This is a genomic window from bacterium, assembly GCA_021372615.1.
Taxonomy (GTDB): Bacteria; Armatimonadota; Zipacnadia; order Zipacnadales; family UBA11051; genus JAJFUB01.
Genome location: JAJFUB010000169.1, coordinates 25,014 through 47,679 on the forward strand (window position 1 = coordinate 25,014; position 22,666 = coordinate 47,679).

At 66.8% G+C, this 22,666-nt stretch carries 18 protein-coding genes and 1 pseudogene; 11 read left to right on the forward strand and 8 right to left on the reverse strand.

Translation table 11 applies throughout. The annotated features are described in order from the left end of the window. The first annotated feature begins 90 nt into the window (after positions 1–90). The 8 genes and pseudogenes from LLH23_23570 (at position 91) to LLH23_23605 (ending at position 6,270) form a co-directional block, all read left to right on the forward strand. Complete coding sequence (locus LLH23_23570) at positions 91–810, forward strand: DUF1559 domain-containing protein (protein MCE5241456.1); 720 nt, start codon at positions 91–93, stop codon at positions 808–810. A 227-nt stretch (positions 811–1,037) separates the two neighbouring features. Beyond that, on the forward strand, positions 1,038–1,724 hold the full coding sequence (locus LLH23_23575) for a DUF1559 domain-containing protein (protein ID MCE5241457.1): 687 nt from the start codon (positions 1,038–1,040) through the stop codon (positions 1,722–1,724). A gap of 425 nt (positions 1,725–2,149) precedes the next feature. Beyond that, on the forward strand, positions 2,150–2,818 hold the full coding sequence (locus LLH23_23580) for a DUF1559 domain-containing protein (GenBank protein ID MCE5241458.1): 669 nt from the start codon (positions 2,150–2,152) through the stop codon (positions 2,816–2,818). 204 nt (positions 2,819–3,022) lie between these two features. Then, positions 3,023–3,643, forward strand: a complete 621-nt coding sequence (locus tag LLH23_23585; protein MCE5241459.1) for a DUF1559 domain-containing protein — start codon at positions 3,023–3,025, stop codon at positions 3,641–3,643. 257 nt (positions 3,644–3,900) lie between these two features. Beyond that, positions 3,901–4,215, forward strand: a pseudogene (locus tag LLH23_23590) (DUF1559 domain-containing protein). A 168-nt stretch (positions 4,216–4,383) separates the two neighbouring features. Beyond that, the gene (locus LLH23_23595) at positions 4,384–4,521 is read left to right on the forward strand and encodes a hypothetical protein (protein ID MCE5241460.1); all 138 of its coding nucleotides are present in this window, start codon (positions 4,384–4,386) and stop codon (positions 4,519–4,521) included. Positions 4,522–4,702: 181 nt separating this feature from the next. Then, positions 4,703–5,401: a DUF1559 domain-containing protein gene (locus LLH23_23600; GenBank protein MCE5241461.1), complete on the forward strand. Its 699-nt coding sequence runs from the start codon at positions 4,703–4,705 to the stop codon at positions 5,399–5,401. Between the two features lie 242 nt (positions 5,402–5,643). Beyond that, a complete protein-coding gene (locus tag LLH23_23605; protein MCE5241462.1) occupies positions 5,644–6,270 on the forward strand; it encodes a DUF1559 domain-containing protein in 627 nt (208 codons plus the stop codon). 93 nt (positions 6,271–6,363) lie between these two features. Here LLH23_23605 and LLH23_23610 read toward each other — a convergent pair whose 3' ends face one another. The 3 genes from LLH23_23610 to LLH23_23620 all read right to left on the reverse strand — a co-directional run bounded on the left by LLH23_23610 (position 6,364) and on the right by LLH23_23620 (position 13,167). Beyond that, positions 6,364–9,423 carry a heparinase II/III-family protein gene (locus tag LLH23_23610; protein ID MCE5241463.1) on the reverse strand — a complete coding sequence of 1,020 codons (3,060 nt, stop codon included), beginning with the start codon at positions 9,421–9,423 and terminating at the stop codon, positions 6,364–6,366. A 646-nt stretch (positions 9,424–10,069) separates the two neighbouring features. Next, positions 10,070–10,441, reverse strand: a complete 372-nt coding sequence (locus tag LLH23_23615) for a response regulator (GenBank protein MCE5241464.1) — start codon at positions 10,439–10,441, stop codon at positions 10,070–10,072. Between the two features lie 131 nt (positions 10,442–10,572). Beyond that, positions 10,573–13,167: a GAF domain-containing protein gene (locus LLH23_23620; protein MCE5241465.1), complete on the reverse strand. Its 2,595-nt coding sequence runs from the start codon at positions 13,165–13,167 to the stop codon at positions 10,573–10,575. Positions 13,168–13,514: 347 nt separating this feature from the next. Between LLH23_23620 and LLH23_23625 the strand changes: the two genes are divergently transcribed. The 3 genes from LLH23_23625 (at position 13,515) to LLH23_23635 (ending at position 17,728) form a co-directional block, all read left to right on the forward strand. Beyond that, a complete protein-coding gene (locus LLH23_23625; protein MCE5241466.1) occupies positions 13,515–15,905 on the forward strand; it encodes a hypothetical protein in 2,391 nt (796 codons plus the stop codon). A gap of 276 nt (positions 15,906–16,181) precedes the next feature. Next, positions 16,182–16,823 carry a response regulator gene (locus LLH23_23630; protein ID MCE5241467.1) on the forward strand — a complete coding sequence of 214 codons (642 nt, stop codon included), beginning with the start codon at positions 16,182–16,184 and terminating at the stop codon, positions 16,821–16,823. A 71-nt stretch (positions 16,824–16,894) separates the two neighbouring features. Further along, positions 16,895–17,728 (forward strand): hypothetical protein, encoded by an 834-nt coding sequence (locus LLH23_23635; GenBank protein MCE5241468.1) that lies wholly within the window; start codon positions 16,895–16,897, stop codon positions 17,726–17,728. Positions 17,729–17,948: 220 nt separating this feature from the next. On the opposite strand, the gene LLH23_23640 is transcribed toward LLH23_23635, so the two are convergent. The 5 genes from LLH23_23640 to LLH23_23660 all read right to left on the reverse strand — a co-directional run bounded on the left by LLH23_23640 (position 17,949) and on the right by LLH23_23660 (position 22,634). Beyond that, positions 17,949–19,670, reverse strand: coding sequence for a SulP family inorganic anion transporter (locus LLH23_23640; protein MCE5241469.1), 1,722 nt, complete (start codon positions 19,668–19,670; stop codon positions 17,949–17,951). Positions 19,671–19,701: 31 nt separating this feature from the next. Then, positions 19,702–20,457, reverse strand: a complete 756-nt coding sequence (locus LLH23_23645; protein MCE5241470.1) for a hypothetical protein — start codon at positions 20,455–20,457, stop codon at positions 19,702–19,704. 39 nt (positions 20,458–20,496) lie between these two features. Next, positions 20,497–20,913, reverse strand: a complete 417-nt coding sequence (locus tag LLH23_23650) for a DUF202 domain-containing protein (protein MCE5241471.1) — start codon at positions 20,911–20,913, stop codon at positions 20,497–20,499. Beyond that, the gene (locus LLH23_23655) at positions 20,906–21,346 is read right to left on the reverse strand and encodes a hypothetical protein (GenBank protein MCE5241472.1); all 441 of its coding nucleotides are present in this window, start codon (positions 21,344–21,346) and stop codon (positions 20,906–20,908) included. The genes LLH23_23650 and LLH23_23655 overlap by 8 nt, the downstream gene beginning before the upstream one ends. Positions 21,347–21,455: 109 nt before the next feature. Beyond that, complete coding sequence (locus LLH23_23660) at positions 21,456–22,634, reverse strand: hypothetical protein (GenBank protein MCE5241473.1); 1,179 nt, start codon at positions 22,632–22,634, stop codon at positions 21,456–21,458. Between the last annotated feature and the right edge of the window lie 32 nt (positions 22,635–22,666).

Genomic DNA, 22,666 nt, shown 5'->3' on the forward strand with positions numbered 1-22,666 from the left:
GGCTATACCGTAGGGGAATGCTCTGCCACTGCGGCAGGGCCATGGAGACCTGGAACACCCGGGGCCCAACCCCACTGGAGGGACATGCACATGCTACGACGTGGCTTCACCCTTATCGAGTTGTTGGTCGTCATCGCCATCATTGCCATCCTGGCGGCGATCCTCTTCCCGGTCTTTGCCAAGGCCCGTGAGAAGGCCCGGCAGTCCAGTTGCCTGTCGAACGTGAAGCAGCTCGGCTTGGCCATGTTGCAGTACGCCCAGGATTACGATGAACGGCTGCCGATGGCTTACGACCTCGGCTCGCCCCGCAACGGCCTGATCCTCACCACCATGCCCTACGTCAAGAGCTTCCAGGTGCACGACTGCCCCAGCGCCAGCGAGAACTCCGTCAACAACTACCTGGGCAGTCGCAGTTACGGCTACAACACCGCCCTCTTTGCGGTGAACGGCCCTTCACGGCTGTTGGGGGAGATCGTGCGCCCGGCGGAGATCGCGATGATGGGCGATGTCTGCCAGGACAACAATGCTCAGTACAAGCTCCAGCAGCCGAGTGTCGGACGGTTCATGTGCGACCCGGATGGCAGCAACTGCCGCGTGTGTGGCGGCACCCACAACTCGCGCTATGCCACGCCGCTGGCCGGGCCGACCGGTACGCATACCTGGCAGTATGACCCCCCCTACTTCAACTTCCTGGAGCGACACAACGGCACCGGCAACGTCGGCTTCTGCGACGGGCACGCCAAGGCAATGAAGCACTCCACCCTGTACAACAACGGGAGCAATGCTCCCTACTTCAACGCGACTCAGTAGCTGCCACGTCCCGAGTAACTGCGCGGGCAGGAGAGTAGCCTGATAGAGAGCAAGCGCTGGGCTGCCCGCTGGCCCAGCGCTGTGGCCACGGCGCTAACAGCCCTTCCAGGTCTGGCCCTCACCACCAGTCCGGGCCGCTTGCCGTCCCGCTTCCTTGCGACACACTGGGCAGGGAGATGCCGTGCTGCCGTTGAAGATATATCCCATACTGCCTTGAGGTGATTACCATGAGACGTGGCTTCACCCTTATCGAGTTGTTGGTCGTTATCGCGATCATTGCCATCCTGGCGGCGATCCTCTTCCCCGTCTTCGCCAAGGCCCGCGAGAAGGCCCGGCAGGCCTCGTGTCTGAACAACTGCAAGCAGATTGGCACCGCCTTCCTGTCGTACTGTCAGGACTACGATGAGAAGTTCCCGCTCTACTGGCACTCGGATCTGCAGACCGACGCCAGCTCCCCGGGCGCCAAGTTCCACACCAGCAACGGCAGCGCCAGCTACCCGCCGGCCTACTACCGCACCTGGATGGACTACGTCTACCCGTACATCAAGAACACCCAGGTCTTCCAGTGCCCCTCGGGCCGCAAGCGGGAGTCGGCCTATAACTCGCCCTCGTACGGCTACAACCGCCAGATCCACACCTCCGGCACCTACAACCCGCTGACCATCGGCCAGGTCCTGCGGCCGGCCGAATGTGTGCTGACGATGGACTACGGCACCGCCTACAGCGTCTATGCTAACGTGGGCGAGTTCACTTCCTGGAACCAGTCCACCACCGGCGAGTGGGTCCACCCGCACAACGACGGCGCCAACATCACCTTTGCCGACGGCCATGCCAAGTGGCTCAGCCGGTCCGACGGCACCGTCACCGGCGGCACCGAGGCGACCAACCGCGCCTGGAACCCGACGCTGCCCTGACGCGCGGCGCTCCAGGGGCCGCCTCCGCCCGGAGCCAGACGATCGGTAGTGCCGCCTTCCAGCCCGCCTCCGGCCACGACGGCACGAACACCGTCTTGTGCGGCAGCCGTGTCAGGTGGTATAAGAGTATGATCGTTCCTGCCAACTCCGCCAGCCACGATCGTACTGGCGGGTCACACGGTAGTTGCCTTTCCTGTTGCTGGCTATGCCTCGCCGGGTGCGGCGGCCCGAATCGCCCACCGGCCTCATAGACATCCCAGGAACGACGCCGCTCAGACATCCAGGCCCATCCCCCGGCGCACCAGTCGCCGGGGGTGGGCTGTGCCTACGCCCTCAAGCGACCTGCATGTCCCGAGTTCATGCAGTGACTTGCCCGCACTGACCGGGGAGCGCCAGTATCACGCGTTTGGAAAGGGACGTCCGACATGACAAGACGTGGCTTCACGCTCATCGAGTTGCTGGTCGTGATCGCGATCATCGCCATCCTGGCCGCGATCCTCTTTCCCGTGTTCGCCAAGGCCCGCGAGAAGGCCCGGGCCGCCTCCTGTCTGAGCAACGTCAAGCAGATCGGCCTCGCTATCCTGCAGTACGCCCAGGACTATGACGAGAAGCTGCCGTATGCGTACTGGGGCGCCGGCAGCCAGTACACCTGGCCCAACGGCGTCGTCGGCGGCGGCATGTGGATCCCCTCCATCTTCCCGTACGCCAAGAACATCCAGATGTTCAACTGCCCCTCCAACACCTCGACCTGGACGGGCGGCTACATCGGTAACGGCTTCTCGTACCCCTACAACGGCAACCTCAACGGCCTGTCGCTGGGGAGCATCAGCTACCCCACCCAGTGCGTCCTGAACGTCTGTGGCTGGTACTACCAGACCACCGGCAACAACAACTACGAGAGCACGGGCGGCAACCCCCTCGGTGGCCCCAGCATCAAGAAGTGGCATAACGAGGGGACCAATGCCGTGCACGTGGACGGCCACGCCAAGTGGTACCAGTTCGGCCGCATCTGGCGCGGCAACTCATCCTGGCCCACGGGCGAGTGGGCCGGCAGCGCGGCCAACGTGATCTACTGGACCGCCGGCGGCAGCTAGGGCGCCCGGGTTCGCCTTCGCATCCGCGACTGACTGGGGCACTTGGGGGGGCGAGCCACACGGCTCGTCCCCGTCTCTGCTTCTCACTGGAACCCCCGCCGTACCCACGGCGTCAACTATTCGCGTCCACACAATGTGGCGCGACAGACCCGTACTGACCGGGATACGTCAGTATCACTCACATCCGGAGAAGGACCTCGCAGCATGACAAGACGCGGTTTCACACTCATTGAGTTGTTGGTCGTGATCGCCATCATCGCGATCCTGGCCGCCATCCTCTTCCCGGTCTTCGCCAAGGCCCGCGAAAAGGCGCGGCAGTCGAGTTGTCTCAACAACATGAAGCAGCTCGGTCTGGCCGTCTTGCAGTACTCCCAGGACTACGACGAGCAACTGCCCTATGTCGCCCTGGGCAATGTCACCTACACGCTGCCCAACGGCAGTTCGTACACCGGCGCCGTGTTGTGGCACACCATGCTCCACCCGTACATCAAGAACGTCCAGGTCTACAACTGCCCCAGCTATAGCACGCTGATCTACACCGGCCAGTACACGACTGGCGGCTCGTATGGGATGAACATCCTGGCCGCTGGCGACGCCGTCGGCGCCGTCAACTTCCCGGCCGAGACGATCATCTTCGCCGAGGCCACCGGCGGCGACTCGTACAACCTCGACGGCGACTCCGGCGAGATGGCCGGCCGCCACAACGAGGGCCTCAACAACGCCTTCCTCGACGGCCACGCCAAGTGGATGCAGTTGACGAAGGTGCCGGCTTACAGCTCCTCCAGCCGCTACTGGGAACCGTCCTACACGGGGAGCAACCCGTAGCCGTAACTCCCTTCCGTCCCCCCCATCAGGCCCGGACCACGCACCGGTCCGGGCTTGGTGTCTTCCCGGCAACCGCGGCCAGACAGCCACGGCGTCACTCGCCGAGGGCGGGGTGTCCGCCGTAGCCCGCACAGCGCAGGCGGAGGGCGACCTCGCCGCGCACGCGTCTGCCCTGGGCCGCACAGATACAGGTTGATGCGCACATCCGCATGGTATACTGCAACAAGCAGTCCTACTCCCCAGACGAGGTGACAGACATGACGAGACGCGGTTTCACGCTCATTGAGTTGTTGGTCGTGATCGCCATCATCGCGATTCTGGCCGCCATCCTCTTCCCGGTCTTTGCCAAGGCCCGGGAGAAGGCACGGCAGTCGAGCTGTCTGAACAACATGAAGCAGCTCGGCCTGGCCGTCTTGCAGTACTCCCAGGACTACGACGAGCAACTGCCCTGGGTCGCCCTGGGCAACTGCACCTACACGCTGCCCAACGGCAGTTCGTACACCGGGGCTGTGCTCTGGCAGACCATGCTCTACCCGTACGTCAAGAACGTCCAGGTCTACAACTGCCCCAGCTATAGTGCGCTGATCTACACTGGCCAGTACACGGGCGGCGGCTCGTACGGCATCAACGGCCAGGCTGCCGGTGACGCCATCGGCACCGTCAATTTCCCGGCCGAGACGATCATCTTCGCCGAGGCCACCGGCGGCGACTCGTACAACCTTGACGGGGACGCCGGCGAGATTGCCGGCCGCCACAACGAAGGCCTCAACAACGCCTTCCTCGACGGCCACGCCAAGTGGATGCAGTTGACGAAGGTGCCAGCCTATAGCGCCAACAGCCGGTACTGGAACCCGTCCTACACGGGCAGCAACCCGTAGCCGCAACTTCCTTCCGTCCTCCCCTCAGGCCCGGACCTGCCACCGGTCCGGGCCTGATGATTCCCCGCCACGGCCAGCCCGCGCCCCCTAGGCTGCTCTCAGGCGCCCAGATACGGGTTGATGTACGGCCGCGCATGGTATACTCTGTGTATCGCTCATATCTGCGAACGAGGTGAGAGACATGACCAAGCGTGGCTTCACCCTCATTGAGTTGTTGGTCGTGATCGCGATCATCGCCATTCTGGCCGCGATCCTGTTTCCGGTCTTCGCCAAGGCCCGTGAGAAGGCGCGCACGGCCAGTTGCTTGAGTAACCTCAAACAGTTGGGGCTCGGGCTGCTGATGTACGCGCAGGACTACGATGAGTCCCTCTGCCGCTACAGCAGCGGCTACGTCCCCACCGCCCCGTGGCCGGCCGACCCGACCTGGAACTACCGCGACGCCACCAGCGGGTGGTATCTCACCTGGCCGACGAACGTCCTGCCGTACGTCAAGAACATCCAGGTCTTCAAGTGTCCCAGCAGCACCTACCTCAACAACGGCGTCGCCTACGGGATGCCGGCCGGTTGCATCACGTCGTCCGGGGCGTACGTCGCCCTGTTCAACGGTCGGGTCATCAGCCTGGGCGAGTTGCTCAAGCCGGCGGAGACCCTCCTGATCTCCGAGAAGTACGGCGGCAACCCGCAGTATATCCTCAGCGCCCAGTACTACGTCTGCCGCGCTGACCACAACGATGGCGGCATTTGCGCCTTCTGCGACGGCCATGCCAAGTGGCTCAAGTTCGACAAGGGGCCGATCGGCGCACCGTGGGCCGACCCCGACCCGGCCTACTCAGCCCTGCACCCGCCGCGCTGGACGGTCGAGGGCTGCCTCGCCAACTAAGCGCTCCCGCACTGCCACCCCCAACCGGCCCGGACCTGACACAGGTCCGGGCCGGTTCGTTTGCTCTGGCGCTCCGTCCCCACATCTCACGGATTGCCATGGCCCTGCCGCGCGTCTACAAACCACATGTCGTGCCGACCCGTCTCAGCTTCTGCCCCCGGAAGCGTGGAGGCGGTGTTCAACGTCATCCAGAAAGGGTATAATGCTGTAGAGTTCGTCATCCCCACCACGAGGTGACAGACATGACCAAGCGCGGTTTCACCCTCATCGAGCTGTTGGTTGTGATCGCGATCATCGCGATTCTGGCGGCGATCCTGTTCCCGGTCTTCGCCAAAGCCCGGGAGAAGGCCCGGCAGACAAGCTGTCTGAGTAACATCAAGCAAATTGGGATCAGTTGGCTGATGTATGCCCAGGACTATGACGAGACGACCATGCCGGTGAACACCCCGCCGGCCGGAACCTACACGCTGCCCAATGGCACTACCTACACCGGCTACGTCCTGTGGCCGACGCTGCTGTACACCTACACCAAGAACATCCAGCTCAACAACTGCCCCAGCAACTCGTACCGGTGGGCCGGCGAGTACAATGGCGCCTCGTGCTACGGCTACCTGAGCATCAACTGGGGCCCCAAGTCGCTCGGCAACTACACCCAGCCGGCCAACACCCTCGTGTTCTATGATGTCCGTTCGGCCGGTGGCTTCACCAACCAGTACGCGCCCGGCGTGGGCACCGTCGCGCAGCAGTACCTCGACTCCGGCTTCAGCAACATCCACAACGAGGGCTCCAACGTCCTGTTCGCCGACGGCCACGGCAAGTGGCTGTCCCTGACCAGTGCCCTGGGCAACCGCAGCATGTGGTCGCTGTAGCCTGCCTCCATCCCGCCAACGACAGGCCCGGACCTGTGTCAGGTCCGGGCCTCTTCGTTGGCGCCCCCGCCGCTAACGGCAGCACTGACTCCCTCAGGGCTTCGGGGGCCGGGCCTGGTAGAGCGTGAGGCTCGGCAGGATGACCTCATCGCCGGGCCCGGCGATGACCACGGCGAAGCGCGCCCCCAGGCCGTCACTCCCCGCCGGGAAGCAGGCGGCGGCGAGTCGCGGCAGGCCCGTGCGGTCGAGCGTGAACTGGTCTCCCCCCGCCAGCCGCCCCTGGATTTCGCCCCGGCTGTTGAGCACTGTCATACCCTCCCGGGCGTGCGGGGCATAGCTCACGCTTGACACGATCCGGTTCTTGTCCGCGACGACTTCGTTGACCGGGCCCCCGGCCACCCGCAGGTCCTCGTCGCCGATGGAGAACTGGGTCGGACTGAGTACCTTCTGCAGCGTCACCGTCTCGCTGCTCCCCTTCGTCCGGACGATCACGGTCTGCCCCGGCGTGAGGTCCTTGCCCGCTATCGGGTCGGTCAGTTCCAGCACCCCCCCGGCATAGTCCACCCGCTTGAGGCGGCTGTGCCGCAGGCCCGAGCCCTTCAGGCTCAGCTTCCCGTACGTCAGCGCGGTGCCGTTCAGCAGCATCGCTCGTTGCGGCCTGCCGGAGGCGTCCAGCACCAGGCACGCGGCCTGGCCGTCCACGCGCAGCTTCCCGTCCACCACGTACCTGCGCCCCGGGGCGAGCGAGTGGAAGCAGTAGTGCCGCTCCCCGCTCTTGAGGCGCACCATCACCGCCACCGCCTCGCCGTCACTCGGCATCACCGGCACCGCCGTCACACTCTCGATCCACGGGCTCCCCGCGTAGGGCTCATGCACGCTCACGAAGGCGCTGCGCAGGTCCTGCCCTGTCCGCCGGCGGATCAGGTGCTTGACCCACTCCGGCATCCGCTGGTAGCGCTGGGGCTGGCAGTCGGCGGCAATGAGTTCCTCATCTGTGCCCACCACATGCGTCCGCACGCCCAGGCCTTGCCACGGGCGCGTGGGCTGCCCCGGCCGGGGTGCGGTCAGCTTCCACTCGGCCACCGCCTCCCCCCGGAGCGCTGCCCGCTGGACGTGGACGAAGAACTGGAAGCCGCTGCCGTTGTAGCCGTTGCAGGCCGTGCTCCCCAGCGGCTTGCCCTTCAGGGCCGGGTCGTCATAGAACTGCTCGTACGGCACGTCTACCCCGGCCAGAGTCCCCTGCTCCTGCACGGGGCCGAGGGGTGGCGAGCAACTGAAGTCCGCCTGCGGCCCCATGAGTGCCCAGTCATGCTGTCTGCCGCCGCGGACATGGAAGACGTCGAAGGCATAGCTCTGCTCCGGCGCGGCCTCGACCAGCGTCGTCGCCCGGCGGTAGAGGCTGACGCCCTCGTACGAGTCGCAGGACGCGTCCACCACCTGCGCGAAGCCCCGTGTCGCGAAGGCGTGCAGGCGCCCCTCGCCGCGCCGCTGGCCATGGGCGTCCACCGTCACCGTGTTGTGGGAGATGGTGTTGCCCCAGATGCCGTACCGCCGGTGGTTGAACGCATCGGTCTGCTCCGGGTAGCCGACATCGCACAGCAGGGCGTTGTCGTGGGCGAAGAGCAGCAGGGCCAACTGGTCCCGGTGCATGTGGTGGCCCCAGGAGCCATAGTGCAGCGCCAGCCCCGTCAGCCTCCCCGGTGCGCCCGCCTCCAGGAAGCCGAGGCCGTAGCCCGAGAGCACATGTGAACGCGCCGGCACGGCAGGCGGCGGGGCTTCCGGGGAGCCCTGCAGCATCTGCGCCGGGGGGTCAGTGAACAGATCGCCGGGACGGTCCACGTGGTTTCGCAGGTCCGCTGCAGCGCGGGGGTCGCGAAGCAGCTCCACCGCCAGCCGCAGGACCGTGTCGCTGGGACTGCCCGGCCGCGCGAACATGTCCCCGCTGTCGCCCAGGGGCGGCTGGAACTTGCCGGCCACGATCGTCTCATAGTGCCATTTGAGCAGGGCCCGGAAGCGCGGGTGCGCCAGCAGATGCTTGCCCTTGTCCCCCAGCGCCGAGGCGATCCCCGCCGGGGCATTCGTCCACAGGTAGTTGTAGCCCGGCGACTCCAGCGGCACCCCATCGCGGTAGACCATGTTCTCCAGGGCATCCACCAGTCCGTAGTCACTGTTCGTCCGCGGTCGGGGATTGGCCAGGACCCAGTTGACCATCTCGGCCGACGTGGGGGAGGCAGTCTGCTCATCTAGGGCCAGGGCCAGGCGAATGAGTGCCTGCTGGTGCATCCCGTAGTTGCCCTGGTTGCGACCATTGCTGCTCGTGATGTCCCGCGCCATGGTCATGAGCAGGCGGTCGCGGATGAAGTTGTCCAGACCGGGACCGTCGAGGCCGGCGAGAGCCTGCAACTCCCGGTCTTCACGCAGGAAAGGCCAGATCGCGTCATATGCCGGGGCGCAAACGTCCGCCCAGCCCACCTCCCAGATCATGTTGGTGATCCGCCCCGTGTAGTGGGGATTGTGCTCCTTGGCCTCGCGCCCTTGCTTGTTGTAGTCATAGTCGGGATAGTAGGTCGCCAGTTGCCACAACAGCACCGCGCACTTATGCGCGAACCGCCGGGCCTGAGCGGGGTCTTCGGCTACCAGCGCTCCCATGGACAGGGCCCGCAGAGCGCGCTGCAGCTCCCGTTGCATGGACCAGTGGGCGTAGTAGGCCACGAACCAGTAGTTGTGGTTGTCACCGCGCTTGTTCCAGCCCCAACCGTCGTCGGCATAGTCCCCGGTCAGTAGCGACCGGTCCTTCATCCCCGAGGCGAGATAGGTTGCGAAGTCGTTGGACGGGTACTCCTCACCCCCTGCCGGACACTTGATCTTGAACGGTCGGTCAATACTGTAGCCCCAGGTGTAAAGCCCGTTCTTGTTGGCCTCCAGCCCGTGCACCGGGCAGCCCAGGTTGTGCAGGTCATAGCAGCGCGGCACCTGCGGCGGGATGACCATGCCGCGCAGGAAGGCATCCTCCCGCGCCGCCCACGCCTCCGCCTCCTTCACGTACCCGCGGCGCAGGTCCCGGGCCCACTCGTGCCTCTCCAGGTTGGCGCGCATGACCGCCAGCCTGGCGTCGTCATAGAACGTGCGCGCGGTCTTGGCGTGAGTCACCATGGGGGTCACCAGGGAACACGTGATGAGGGGCAACAGCCATAGCCTGTGCACGGCGATCACTCCCGAGGCTCGTCGGTGACGGGCGTCGTAGACTGCAAGCAGCGCGGCGCAAGCTCCGACACGCCCCGCGTCCATTGCCACCGGCGTCACCGGCCGGCCGAACGCGCCCGGGTCAGCGCCCGAGGTTCCGGCGGCCGGCATCGCCGCCCTTGGGTCACGGGTTCGCCGTGGGGGGCGGCCCCCGCGGGTGGGTCGCCCGCTCCAGCGATGATGAGGGGCAGCCGGCCGCGAACGGGAAGCCGGAACAGGGCGACGAAGACATGGGTTGCAGTTGTCAGGGCGGAGAGCGCCGTCCAGGTGGTCACAACGCGCGCCGGACAGGCTTCTTCCTCCGTCCTGCGGCGCAGTCCTGCCCGGGGCGGACAGCCACGGCAGGCTGAGAAGCAGTTCGAGGGCCCGGCGGAGGGTTTCGGCGAGGGAGAGCTGGGCGACGATAGGGTCAGGCAAGCCGCTGAGGACGCGCTCGCGGTCGCGGCTGCGCTGGCATGCGTCGGAGACATCCGGTTCGGCGTCCCTGGGAGCCTGCCCTGGCAGCGTCTCCGCCCGACGCCAGGCCCCCGGAGCGCTGGCCGGGCCCCGCGCCCAGCTAGAAGGAGTCGTCCGGAAGGGCCGCGCGGAGAGCCTCGAGCAGTTCCTCCTCGGCAAAAGGCTTCCGCAGGAAGGCGATTGCTCCGCGCCGCAGTCCGACCTCCTCAGGATCGGCGCCCTCGTGCCCGGTGATCAGGATGATGGGGAGGCAATGCCCGGTATCCGCCAGGGCCTGCTGTAGCTCAATGCCAGTCATGCCGGGCATCTGCACGTCAACGATCAGGCAAGACGGCTCCCAGGACGTCTGGTCCAGGAAGTCGGAAGCCGAGCCGTAGGTGGCGGTCTCCAGGCCCACCGAGGACAAGAGGCGCGCGACCGCAACACGGACGGCCGGGTCGTCGTCAATCACCGCCACGATGGATGGGGTCACTGCTCACCCTCTCCAGGGCAGGGCGCGAGATGCCACTGCGATGATAGGCGTCTCGGACGGTGGTGTATATGGGACGTTAGGGCTATAGGGCGTCGCGCGGAGTGGGGCGACCTGCAGGAGAGGGTCAGCGTCTACTCCGGCGGGTCCAGGAGGGGCAGGCGCAACTCAAAGCGCGAACCGCTCCCATCCCGCGACGTGGCGCTGAGGCTGCCACCGTGGGCGGCGGCGATGGAGCGGCTGATGGACAGGCCCAGCCCCAGTCCGCCTGGTTTGGTGGTCACAAAGGGGTCAAAGACGCTCTCGGGACGGCTGGAGGGCAGGCCATGGCCCGTGTCCTCCACTGCCGACACGGCCATGTCGCCGTCCCGGTAGCAGTGGACGGACACACGCCGCGAACCGGCTGGCTGGTCGCCTACCGCGTCGAACGCGTTCATCACCAGGTTCACTACGACCTGCTGGATCTGCACGCGGTCCCCCGCGATGACGGCCGGCACTGCCGACGGCACGATATGCAAATCGACGCGACGAGCAACGGCCTCGCTGGCGAGAACCTCAGCCACTTCGCCGACAGCGGCACACAAATCCACCGGCTCGGTCCGCGGCACACTCCGCCGCAGCTGACTGCGCATGTGGGCGATGATGTTCCCCGCCCGTAGCGCCTCATTGGTGACGTCGGTGAGGATAGTCAGGAGGTTCTCGAGGTCGGGGTTCTCGCGCGCCAGGAACCGTGCCGCCGCACGCGTGTTGCTGATGATGGCGGTCAGCGGCTGGTTGAGCTCATGGGCGAAGGCGGCCGCCAGTTCGCCAGTGGCCAGCACGCGCGCCACATGGGCGAGACGGTCGCGCAGTTCACGAGCCGCGGCCTCAGTCCGTTGTCGCTCGATGGCCTTGCCGATGAGGTCCGCCACCACCCTCACGCGGCGGATCAGCGCCTCCGGCCAGGCACGGCCGCGCTCGATCGTCTCGAAGCCCAGCATGTGGCTCACCTGGCCATCCACCCTGATCGGGAGGCACAACCGTGCTCCCCCGCGCTCATGGAGAGCAGGGCCCTCGGCGGCGCTCTCATCAGGCTGGTAGCCCCCCGTCGAGGTGGCGACCGCCTCACCGGCCAGCAGGCGGGCGATGCGCCAGTGTGCCGAGTCAGTGGACGGGAAGCCATCTGGCAACGGCGTGAGGTCGGGGCGCAGGCACAGAACGTGGTCGAGAGTGAGGTCACCGGTCGCTGCATCAAGGCGACCGATCACAGCCCGATCGCAGTCGAGCAGCCTGGCCATCCCGTCCAGGAGACCGTCAAGCGCCCTCTCCAGCTCCACCGGGGAGGTGCTGGCGAAGACGGTCGCCAGTTCGGTGACGACCTCCTCGAAGCGCAGGCGCTCGGCCAGAGCCTGATGGGCCTGACGGCGCGCCAGCATGCCACCAAATGGCACTGCGAGCAGCGAGAGCGTGTCCAGCCCGATGTCCTCCCACGCAGGCTGGCCGTTGGTCAAACCGCAGCTGAGGACGCCGATGAGTTCGCCGTTGCAGTGCAGGGGTACCAGCGCGTGGCTGCCTATCCAGTAAGGCGCCATGTGCTCGCGGTCGGTCTTGGCCTCGGGCGGGAAGTGGTCCAGACTCCCCAGCGCAACGGCCCGCCCCGCGGTCAACTGCTCCGCAAGCCACGGAGCTTGCCATCGGGCTATCCGCGGCGGCGAGGTCCCCTCGACCCCTGGCGCCACGTAGCAATGGACCAGGGTCAGACTGACTTCGGTCTCAAACTCGTACAGGCTCGCGCGGTCGGCACCCAGCACTTCGGCGGTGCGCTGTAGTGCCCCGTGCACCAGAGCATCGGTCTGCTCGAGCGGCGCTCCCGCGAAGCCCCGCGACAGTGCGGTAAGAAGCGTCTCGAAACGCTCGCGCCCTTCGCGGGCCGCCTCGGCCTCAAGCCTGTCCGTGATGTCATGGACGAGGCAGTAGACAACCCCGCCGCCCTCCATGACCATCGCAGGATACAGCTCCACGGTGCGCACGGTGCCGTCGTGCAAGCAGTGACGGGTGGTCAGGTGCGGATCGCCGCCGGCGTGGAGCTGGGCGAGGCTGTCGGCGAGGCAGAAGCCCTTCGTGGCTGACAGGTCCTCGAGCGTCAGCGTCCGCAACTCGTCCTCGGGGTAGCCGTAGAAGCTGGCGGCGGCGGGGTTGGCGTCCGCGATCTGGCCTCCGACGAGTTCCACGACGAGCACCGCCGCGTTGCCCCCGCCGAACGCCGACGCCGGAAGCCGGTCAGGCGCCCCGTCCACGCACCCGTTGCACAGCAGGACCGGGGCTGCCACGTCGGCGTATGCCTGGGCCAGCTCGGCGTCGCGCTCGTCGAAACCTCCGGGCTTGTTGGCAAGCCCCAGGGCGCCCACGATCGCCCCGCCGACCACGAGCGGCGCCCACAGGACGTTCTCCAGCGCGGAGCACTGGTCGGTCAGGGAGGAGGGCGCGTCGCGGCCGGTGGGTCGATTGGAGAGCCGGACCTGGGCTGTAGCCAGCGCCTCGGTCACCAGACCAGACAGGGGGAGCGGTATGCCGGGGCTCAGAATGCGGGGGTGGAGGTCCGAATCGAGGAGGACGATCACACTATCCGACGCCTGCTCGGCGCACGAAACCAGCCACCCGACGGCTGCGCCGGTGGCCCTGCGATAGGAGTTGAAGCCTCTCGCCAGTCCCTCCGCCAGATCTTCGTCGTGGGTGAGATCCGAGGTCATGCTCCCCTCCGCATCGGAACTCATGGCGACTGAGAACGCCGAACCAGCACTACACGCTGTAACCGAATGCCCGGAACGATTGGCAGCGCGCCGAAGCCTGGCAAGCGGCGCGCGCCCCCACCGGGGACCAGGGCTGGACCACGGCGCGGGGCGGAGAGGCCCCAAGGTCCTATACTCATCTGTTATTGGGAAATGTATTATAACGAAGAGGGTCGCGCATAGCAACACACATGGCGCCCCCGTTCGTTGTGCGTACGCCCGTGGTTGCCGGTCGACGCGTACGGACCAGCCCCACACGATGGTCGCAGCCGGGATGGCAGCGATCTGGCAGGGAGGTGCAGGATCAAATGCTTACGCGCAAAGTAGCGAGATGCATAGCGCTGGTCCTGGTGTTGCTGGCGGCTCTGAGCGTGGTCCAGGGCCAGGAGGAAGCGGGTGTCGGCGACCCCGGATGGCCCCGTCGCTTCGTTGGCTCTGCCGGCGAGCAGGTCGTCGTCTTCCAGCCGCAACTGCTCGCCTGGCCCAACTACCGTGCCGTGGACTTCCTGGTCGCAGTATCGGTCCAGCCCAAGGGGTCGTCTGAACCGTACGTGGGATCGGTCCGCATCACCGCCGACACCAGTGCCGACATTGACAGCCGCACGGTGCTGCTCACCAACCCCAAGCTGAGGGAAGCCAACTTCCCGAGTGCGGACCAGGAGACACTGGCCCGAATTGAGCAGAAGACCAAGTCCCTGATGAAGACCGGCGCCAAGACCATCTCCCTCGACCGGTTGCTGGCGGCCGCCGTGAAGCTTGAGGCGCCGGTAAAGGGTGTCGCCGTGAAGTACGACCCGCCGCCGATCTTCTACAGTGAACGGCCTGCTATCCTGGTCGTGACCGACGGCGATCCGGTTCTCTGCCCCATCGAGAAGACCGGCCTGATGGACGCCGTGAACACGAACTGGGACCTGTTCTACGAACAGGCGACCACGTCGTACTACCTGCGCTACGAGAGTAGCTGGCTGCGGGCGACTACCTTGGCGGGGCCCTGGCAGCCGGCCGAGAAGCTGCCGGTGGATCTGGGCAGGCTGCCAGATGATGACAACTGGAAAGACGTCAAGGGGAACGTGCCCGGCAAGCCGATCCCTGCGGCCCGGCTGCCGCAGGTGTTCACCAGCACGAAGCCGGCTGAGCTCCTGCTGATCAACGGGAGGCCGCAGTTCACGCCGATCACCGGTGTGGCCGGCCTCCTGTACGTGGCGAACACGGACTCCGACCTGTTCCTGTGTGGCCGGGATTCCCAGTACTACCTGCTGTGTGCGGGACGCTGGTTCAAGAGCCCGGACCCGGCGCAGGGCAAGTGGGAGGCGGTCAAGTCCTCGCTGCCACCTGAGTTCGCCCAGATCCCGCCGGACTCGCCCAAGGGGCGAGTCCGGGTCTCCGTGCCGGGCACCGAACAGGCCCGGGAAGCGGCCATCACGGCCCAGATTCCCCAGACGGCAACCGTGAAGATAGCGGACGTCGGGATGAAGGTGTCCTACAACGGTGAGCCACAATTCGCGCCCATCCAGGGCACGTCGGTTCAGTATGCCACCAACACCCCGTACAGCGTGCTACGCGTTGCCGACAGGTACTACTGCTGCTTCCAGGGCGTATGGTTCGCCTCCAACACGCCCAGCGGCCCATGGGCGGTCACGGGCAGTGTGCCGGCCGAGGTCTACACCATCCCGCCCAGCGCGCCGGTCTACGAGGTAACGAACGTGACGGTGGTGGAGGACGACTCGGATAGGGGTGAGGTCACCTTCGCCTTCGCGGCCGGGCTGCTCCTGGGGGCCCTCGTCGCCGACGACGGCTGTGTCGTCTACGGCACTGGCTGGTACCACCCGCCTTACGTGTGGCTGCCGCCGCCGGCCTACTTCCGTTACCCGGTCTACTACCCCTGGCGGTTCACCTACGGGTCGGGCGTGTACTACAACCCCACCTACGGCATCTACCAGAGCCGGGGCAGGTACTACGGCCCCTATGGTGGCGCGGGATGGGGCGCCGCCTACAACCCCGCGACAGGGACCTACGCCCGCGGCGTGGCTGCCTATGGCCCGTACGCGTCGGGCGCCGCCGGGGCTGCGTACAACCCATACACCGGCGCCTACGCGCGAGGCGCAGCTCTGTCAGGCCCCAACGCCTCGGCGGCGTACATCAATGCCTACAACCCAAGCACGGGGCGCGGCGTCACCTCCTACAGTCGATCCAGCCCGTACGCCAGTTGGGGACAGACCGCGGTCACCAACGGCAATGAGTGGGCGAAGACCGGCTACTATCGGACGTCGCAGGGAGAGGTGCGTGGCTTTGAGACCTCCCGAGACACAAGCGGCGTGAGGTGGGACACCACCAAGGGCTCCGGCTTCGTAGTGGAGGGAGACAACAACACCTACGCCGGACACGACGGCAATGTCTACAAGCGAACCGACAATGGCTGGCAGAAGTGGGACGATGGGTCCTGGGACCCCGTCGAGCCACCCCTCAAGACGGGGGCGGGAACGGCAGGCAGAGCGCAGAACCGGGTGCTGCAGAGCGACATCGCCACCCAACTGCAGAGCGAGCACCAGGTGCGGACGTTGGGCCAGCAGCGCGCACGTGACTTCCAGGCATCGCGCCCGGGGGCGCGGGGGCAGGGCACGGCCTGGGGCGGCGGGCACCGGCAGGGCAGTGGAGGGACTCGCCCTGGTGGCGGAGCGGGCCGGGGCGGCCGCCGCTAGCCCGGGGTGTTCAGGACGACTGCTCCGAGCGCTGGTTCCGCCGCGGGGCGCGAGGGCGCTGCGACGGACGAGATGTGCTACGCCCTTGGGCCAGTTGTGCCGCGCAAGGCGGGGGCTCTATACTCAGCGCGAGGGTGGCTACCGCGGAGACCCGCACCGCGTCGGCACGTCGGGCGGCCGTCATTGGTCTCGTCGCCGGGACGTTGCCTGCGACGCATGTAGGCCGGGTAGGTGCGCAGGTTACTCACGCGACGACAGGCGCCTAAGGGTTGAGCTATGGTGGACGTTGAGGGTACGGTGTTCGTGGTTGATGATGACAAGGCCGTACGCCTTGCGCTGACGCGGCTGCTGAGCGCCGTAGGGTGGCAGGTGGAGGCCTTTGCGTCGGCGGAGCAGTTCCTCCTGTCCTCGCGCCCCAGGGTGCCCGCTTGTCTGGTGCTGGACCTCAGACTGCCGGGCTGCACCGGGCTGGAACTACAGAAGGCGCTGGGCGAGAGCGCTGCCAACATCCCCATTGTCTTCCTCACCGGCCATGGTGATATCCCCATCGCAGTGAGCGCGATGCGGGCCGGAGCAACGCACTTCCTCTTGAAACCTTTCACCGAGGACGAGCTGCTAGGTGCCGTCGAGGAGGCCCTGGCGCTGAGCAGCCAGCGGCAGGAGCGAGATGGAGAGGTCGCGGAAGTCCGGGATCGGGTCGCCTCCCTCACCCCCCGCCAGCTTCAGGTGATGCGCCTTGTCGCGCGGGGGATGCTCAACAAGCAGATCGCCACAACGCTCGGAATCGCCGAGAAGACCGTCAAGGTCCATCGGTCGCACATGATGCAGGCGATGCAGGTCTCTTCTGTGGCCGAACTGGTCCGCGCCCTGTCCAGGGCCGAGCCTGACGGCGCCCGGACAGCGGCCAGGGCGGGCTGAAGCAGGGGCAGACGGTGGTGCGATAGACAGCCTGAGGCGGGACCACGGGCCAGAGCGTTCGGAGGCTGAGTATGCGAAGGTACATCCAGGTCGCGACGCCCATGGTCCTTGCGGCCCTTCTCGCGCTGTCCATCGCTTCCGCCCAGGGGATCGACTTCCTGACGGCCGCGGGGCAGTCAGGGGCAGGGCAAGGCGGGGCCGCTGCCGGCAATGCCGCCGCTGCCCGCAAGGCCGACAAGACCGGGACCAACCCGGCCAACTTTCAGGACACCTTCGTATTGTGGAATGAGTACGTTGAGCTGGACGGCGGGTCCTACACCAACCAGACGGTCTTTGAGTATAAGGTGCCCCTGCAGAACAGCACCATGCAGGCTCGGCTCCGGATCCCGATGGTGACCTCCGACCTGTCGGGCGACACGGAGTTCGGCATTGGCGACATCAGTGCGCGCATCGTCAAGACGTTCGAGGTGACACGGGAGTACGCCCTGGTGGGGGGGCTGGAGTCGTGGTGGAACACCGCGCGGGAAGCCAGCCTGGGTCGCGGCAAGACCTCTCTGGGCCCCCTGCTCGTCTATGCGCGGTTCTACCCCCGCCAACACCTCATCTTCGCGCCCGCGTACCAGCAGAGGTTCAGCATTGCCGGTGACGACAGCCGGCCTGACATCAGCGAGGGGCTGCTCGACTTGTATCTGGTCAAGACGCTGGGCCGCGGTGAGCGCTGGCTATTGCTCGACCCCCAGTTCACCATCGACTACGAGAACGATGGTGAACTGGGGGGACTGGTCAAACTGACCTACGGCACAATGGTCAGCCCCGGGCACAGCTTCTACCTCCGCCCGGGCATCGGTTTCGGCGAGACGTCGGTAGACTGGAGCCTTGAGGCCGCATACCAGATCATCTGGTAGCTCTCGGCCCGACCGCCACCGACATACATGCACCTCTGTCGGTATGCCGCCGGTGGTTGTTGGGCTCCCCGCGGATCTGCAGCAACGCCGTCGGCGTTGCCGCAGACGACGGGACAAAGCAGTCCCCAGAGCTCCCCGGCGAGCCCGACTCGCACTTGTCCGTCGATGAGGCCTTCGGGCACTCTGGCTATCCTCCGCCGTGCCCTCCGTCGTCCTCCGCCTATCGGGCACGGTCGGCTTCGGCAAAGGCTTCCCCCGCGTCGTCCACCGTCTGGAACAGGTGCTCCTCGCCAATGCGCTCCGCCAGGCCGGTGAGCTGCAGCATCCGTCGGAACCGGCCTCGGGCCCGCGCTATGGCGAGGGTCTGGTCAGCGGCCACGAGTTCGCGTCGGACCTCTTCGAGGGTGTCGGATCCCGTCGTGTCGACCAGCACCATGGCGGAGGCGTCCAGCACGAACCACTTCAGCTCGGGATGCTCGCCCAGTACCCGCTCCACCCGGGACCTGAAGTAGGCCGCATTGAAGTAGACCAGCGGGGCCTCGAACCGGTAAGCCACGAGGCCCGGCGTGGGTGTCGCTTGCGGGAACTCAGCGAGGTCGACGTGGCCGCGCTGGCCCGGCAAGGTGCCTAGCACGGCGTCGCGGGGACGAGACGCCCGTGCCAGGACCCCGATGATGGACAGGATGACCGCTATCAGGACGCCGGGAGCCATCCCGACGGTGATCACCCCCAACGTCGTGATCACCGCCAGCCGGAACTCCGGCAGAGAGACTCGCCGGAACCAGCACATGGTCTCATACTCAAACAGCCGCCAGACGGCGGCGATGACGATGGCGGCAAGTGCCGCCGTGGGGAGATACGACAGCGGCCGGGTCGCAAACAAGAGTATGAGGGCCACCCCGACAGCCCCCACAAGTTGGGCCAACTGGGTTCTTCCGCCCGCGGTCTCGACCACCGCCGTGCGTGAGTCCGCGCCGCTCACAGCAAAGCCCTGGGACAGCCCGGCCGCTAGGTTGGCAGCGCCGATGCCGATGAACTCCCGGTTGGGGTCCACGGCATAGCCGCCCCGAATCGCGAAGCTGCGCGCTGTGAGGATCCCGCTGCTGAAGCTCAACAGGGCCACCCCCAGGGCCCCCGCCACGAGGGTCTGGAGGTCGGCAACCGGGACCTCCGGGAAGGCGAACGGAGGCAGGCCGGGCGGGACAACGCCGGTCACGGCGACCCCCGCGGCTTCCAGGTTCAGCAGGCGCGAGAAGACGATGCCCGCCACAACTACCACCAGCGGCATGGGCACCCGCGGCGCCAGACGCCTGCCCGCCGCCAGCAGCACCAGAGCCGCCATCCCCACCGCCAGTGTGGGCCAGTGCGTCTGACCGAGTCTGCGCAGAAGGTCGTATGCCAGGCGGAAGAACCCGCCCCCCGAGGCACTGTAGCCGAGCACCTTGCTCAGTTGCCCGGTGACGATGGTGATGGCGACGCCGTTGAGGTAGCCCACGAGCACCGGCTTGGCGAGGAAGTCGGCCACGAAGCCCACGCGCGCGAGGCCCGCCACGATGCTGATCGCGCCGACCATGAGCGACAGCATGGCCACCAGCGGCACCCGCTGCTGCAGATCCACAGCCAGTGGGGCCACGACGGCCCCTACCAGGGCCGCCGTGGCGGAGTCGGGGCCCACCACGAGCTGCCGTGACGACCCTACCAGCGAGTAGACGAACATCGGCAGGATGGTGGCGTAGAGGCCGATAACCGGCGGTACCCCCGCCAGTTGTGAGTACGCCAGCCCGATCGGCACCGCGACGGTCACTAGGGTGAGCCCGGCGACCACGTCACCGCGCAGCCAGGACCTGTCGTAGTGCCGTAGCGTACCCAGCAGCGGCACCCATGACGTCAACCTGGCGAGACCGACGCCTTGCTCTTGACAGTTGCTCGCTGGTGAGGCCATCGGGCAACCCTCCGGCTGGGGCTTGTACCTGTCAGGCGACGGTCTCTAGCCAGGCCGCCCATGCGACCATCAGGCCGTAGCCCACCGTACCGGCCACGAAGTAGGCGAAGCGGCCGTCGCTGCCCTGTGGCAGATCATCCTTGATGCTGTTGACGACTACCCCACCGGCGACCAGGCCGACGATGATTGTCAGCCAGTCTATGGACAGCGGTGCGGCCCTCGCCACCACGGCCCCGACCACGATGCAGGCCGCCATCAGCCAGCGGCCCACCCGCTGGAAGCCCCGGTCATAGTCACGGCGCATGCCCTCGTCAGTGACCACCAGGTGCAGCGCCAGGGCACCACAGTAGAGCGCAAGCCCGCCGAGGCCCCGCGCCCACTCCACCAGCAGGTAGCCCATCATCAGGTTGTAGGCCGCAAAACTGCTCAGGTGCAGCAAGACTGGCGGCCTCCCGGAGGCAAGGTCCTCAGCCCCGGTCGGCGCCAGCGAGGCTTGGCGCCGCGCCATGAGCTGCTCCAGCCCGTAGAACACTGTGAAGCCCAGCAGCGCGGCGGCGTAGACGCGGAACTGATGCACGGGCCACGCCGGCTCCCCCGCGGCCTCCAGGAAGATGCGTTGCTTGTCGCCCATCAGCGGCAGCAGATCCAGGAAGACATAGGCGACAGAGACGCCGGCAGCCAGTGACAGCCACCGGCGACGGTGATGGATTGCGCTAAGATTGAGCCGGCCGCTGAGCACATGCACCAGGGCCAGGACTAGAGCGCCGACGAGGTAGGCGACGTCCACGCGAGCGGCCTCCCTGCGGGCCTCACCCGGCCGCGCACGCTAGAACGGGCCGACCCGAACCGCGATGCCCAGGAACACCAGTAGCCCTAGCAGGGCGATGCAGCAGCCGATGACGAGGCTGACGGAGACCGGGCGGCGCAGCACATGCAGCCCGAGTTGCTCGTAGGCCTTGACGTGCTGACACAGAGCCGCCGTCAGACCCAGCGTGCCTATGGCGGCCAGAGCCAGGCCAACGTGGCGGGCGGCGTGAGGCCGGTCCGGCGGGGCCGGCATCCGCTCCTGCATCTGCTGCAGGAACCTGTAGATGGTGAAACCGAACGTGATCATGGAGAGCGCGGTGCGCACCCACGCGTCGAGGGTCCGTTCGAGGGCGAGTCGCGTTCTCATCACCGCCATCTCGGTGCTACTAAGGACCGGCCGGCCGTCGCCCTCATTGCGGCTCGTCTGATCAATCACGGCCGTTCTCTCCTCGCGGCGGGCTCTGGTCCTTCTGGCCACTGAGGCGAACTGACGGTACACGCGAGGCGATGCGGTTGGCGATGCCGCGGACCAGCGCATAGGGCAGCCCCATCATGCCCGCGCCCACGACGATCGCGGCTCCGGGGTAAACCTGGCCAAGGATCGGGTACTGTATGACCGCGTCCAGCACGGTGGCGAAGATGACCGCCTTGCCAATCCCGGCCCAGCCCCGGGAGGCCTGGCGCTTCCGGTCGGCAGGCACCATGACGATGTCGTAGATGAAGGGCGGCTCACCCGACCTGGCGTCGTGCACTCCGTCCCGGACTCCGAACAGCACGGCAAGAATCGGCTGGATGACGAAGCGAAGTGCGGCCGGCCCGGTCAGACGCAGCCCCATGTCAGTCCAGAAGTCGGCAGAGAACAGATACACTGGCCTCACTCCTGTGGGCGAGCCCCCGCCTAGCTGTTGATGCGCCGTCTAAAGGCGCCCCTGCCTTGCGCCTGGGCCGTGCTCGCGGCACGGTGGTCCGGGCCCAGGATCAGAGCAGCAGCCCGACCAGCCCTCGGAAGATCTCTCGTGCAGGCAGGAGCAGGAAGACGACCGGCACGAACGGCAACGCAGCCCCTCCCACCAGAATCAGCAGGTGCTTGGTCCTGAACACCGTCGTCCGCATGTTGTAGACAAGCTGGGCCACCGAGTTGAGATCCGTACGGGCCGAGAAGTCATTTTGGGCCAGAGACTCGGCGTTGCCGGCGTCCGGAAGCAGCCAGCGCGCCTCGAAAGCGTGCCCCTGTTGGCACACCAGGGCGCCGTAGGCGGAGATGCCGGCGAGCTTGGCCCGCGCCAGGCACGGGCTGAACAGCAGCAGCGGCCCGGCGAAGATGACAAGTGTGCCGAGCAGAGCGCCCAAGAGTTGCAGGCGGAGATCAGCAATCCCGGCGCCTGTGGCCAGGATGCGGGTCGCGAAATGGCCGGCCAGACTGGCCAGCATCCCGGCCCCGGCAAAGGCAAATACCGTCAGCGAGATATTCAGGAAGTCCAACCCCCCGGCGCCATCGGGGTGCGAGGGCATGATCCGCAGGTGCAAACGGCTGACCCGCCAGCAGAACCGCCACCACAGAAGCAGCCGCCAGAGCCAGCGCAGTGACACCAGTGTGGACAGGGGGAGGGCCACGGTCACCGCCCACCACCCTGGCAGAGACAGTACGCCGCGGCCCTCGGCGAAGACCCACTGCAGACCGCTGTGCGCTGCTCCCTCATACACCAGGAACGTCGACTGAGCGAAGGCCAGGACCACGATGACCAGTTCGGCGGCCGTTGACGCGGCCAGCCGCGCGGTGGCGGCGATCGCCTGGTCGAAACGCGCAGTCTCGTCGGGTCCAAGCAGACCGGCCGACCGGAAGCAGCCATCCACCCATGCCAGGTGGCGGTCGAAACTCGTTTGCACGGCGATGAGCACTGGCATCCCGATCAGCAGACGCCCGGTCATCCCCCAGTCGGACAGCACCGTCGCCCCGGCGACCGCCCCGTAGGCTTTGCCCGCCACGAGCGACAGGACCACGAGCGGCAACCAGGCCAGCGCTATCAGCGCGAGCCACAGCCGCGGGTGTCCGGGACGGCCGGGGCCCGTCAGACGGGCGCGCCGGGCCAGACCAGAGAGCGGCCCATGCTCAAACAGTGCGAAGTGGCGTGCTGAAGACCCATGCCTCGCGCTCATGTTGTGCACTCGGAAGACAGGAATCCCGAGGG

Excerpts from the sequence above, each read along its gene's own strand:
- LLH23_23660 (MCE5241473.1), bottom strand. The coding sequence starts at position 22,634 with ATGAGCGCGAGGCATGGGTCTTCAGCACGCCACTTCGCACTGTTTGAG.
- LLH23_23580 (MCE5241458.1), top strand. The coding sequence starts at position 2,150 with ATGACAAGACGTGGCTTCACGCTCATCGAGTTGCTGGTCGTGATCGCG.
- LLH23_23625 (MCE5241466.1), top strand. The coding sequence starts at position 13,515 with ATGCTTACGCGCAAAGTAGCGAGATGCATAGCGCTGGTCCTGGTGTTG.
- LLH23_23605 (MCE5241462.1), top strand. The coding sequence starts at position 5,644 with ATGACCAAGCGCGGTTTCACCCTCATCGAGCTGTTGGTTGTGATCGCG.
- LLH23_23585 (MCE5241459.1), top strand. The coding sequence starts at position 3,023 with ATGACAAGACGCGGTTTCACACTCATTGAGTTGTTGGTCGTGATCGCC.
- LLH23_23600 (MCE5241461.1), top strand. The coding sequence starts at position 4,703 with ATGACCAAGCGTGGCTTCACCCTCATTGAGTTGTTGGTCGTGATCGCG.
- LLH23_23640 (MCE5241469.1), bottom strand. The coding sequence starts at position 19,670 with ATGGCCTCACCAGCGAGCAACTGTCAAGAGCAAGGCGTCGGTCTCGCC.
- LLH23_23620 (MCE5241465.1), bottom strand. The coding sequence starts at position 13,167 with ATGACCTCGGATCTCACCCACGACGAAGATCTGGCGGAGGGACTGGCG.
- LLH23_23575 (MCE5241457.1), top strand. The coding sequence starts at position 1,038 with ATGAGACGTGGCTTCACCCTTATCGAGTTGTTGGTCGTTATCGCGATC.
- LLH23_23630 (MCE5241467.1), top strand. The coding sequence starts at position 16,182 with ATGGTGGACGTTGAGGGTACGGTGTTCGTGGTTGATGATGACAAGGCC.
- LLH23_23610 (MCE5241463.1), bottom strand. The coding sequence starts at position 9,423 with ATGGTGACTCACGCCAAGACCGCGCGCACGTTCTATGACGACGCCAGG.
- LLH23_23635 (MCE5241468.1), top strand. The coding sequence starts at position 16,895 with ATGCGAAGGTACATCCAGGTCGCGACGCCCATGGTCCTTGCGGCCCTT.
- LLH23_23570 (MCE5241456.1), top strand. The coding sequence starts at position 91 with ATGCTACGACGTGGCTTCACCCTTATCGAGTTGTTGGTCGTCATCGCC.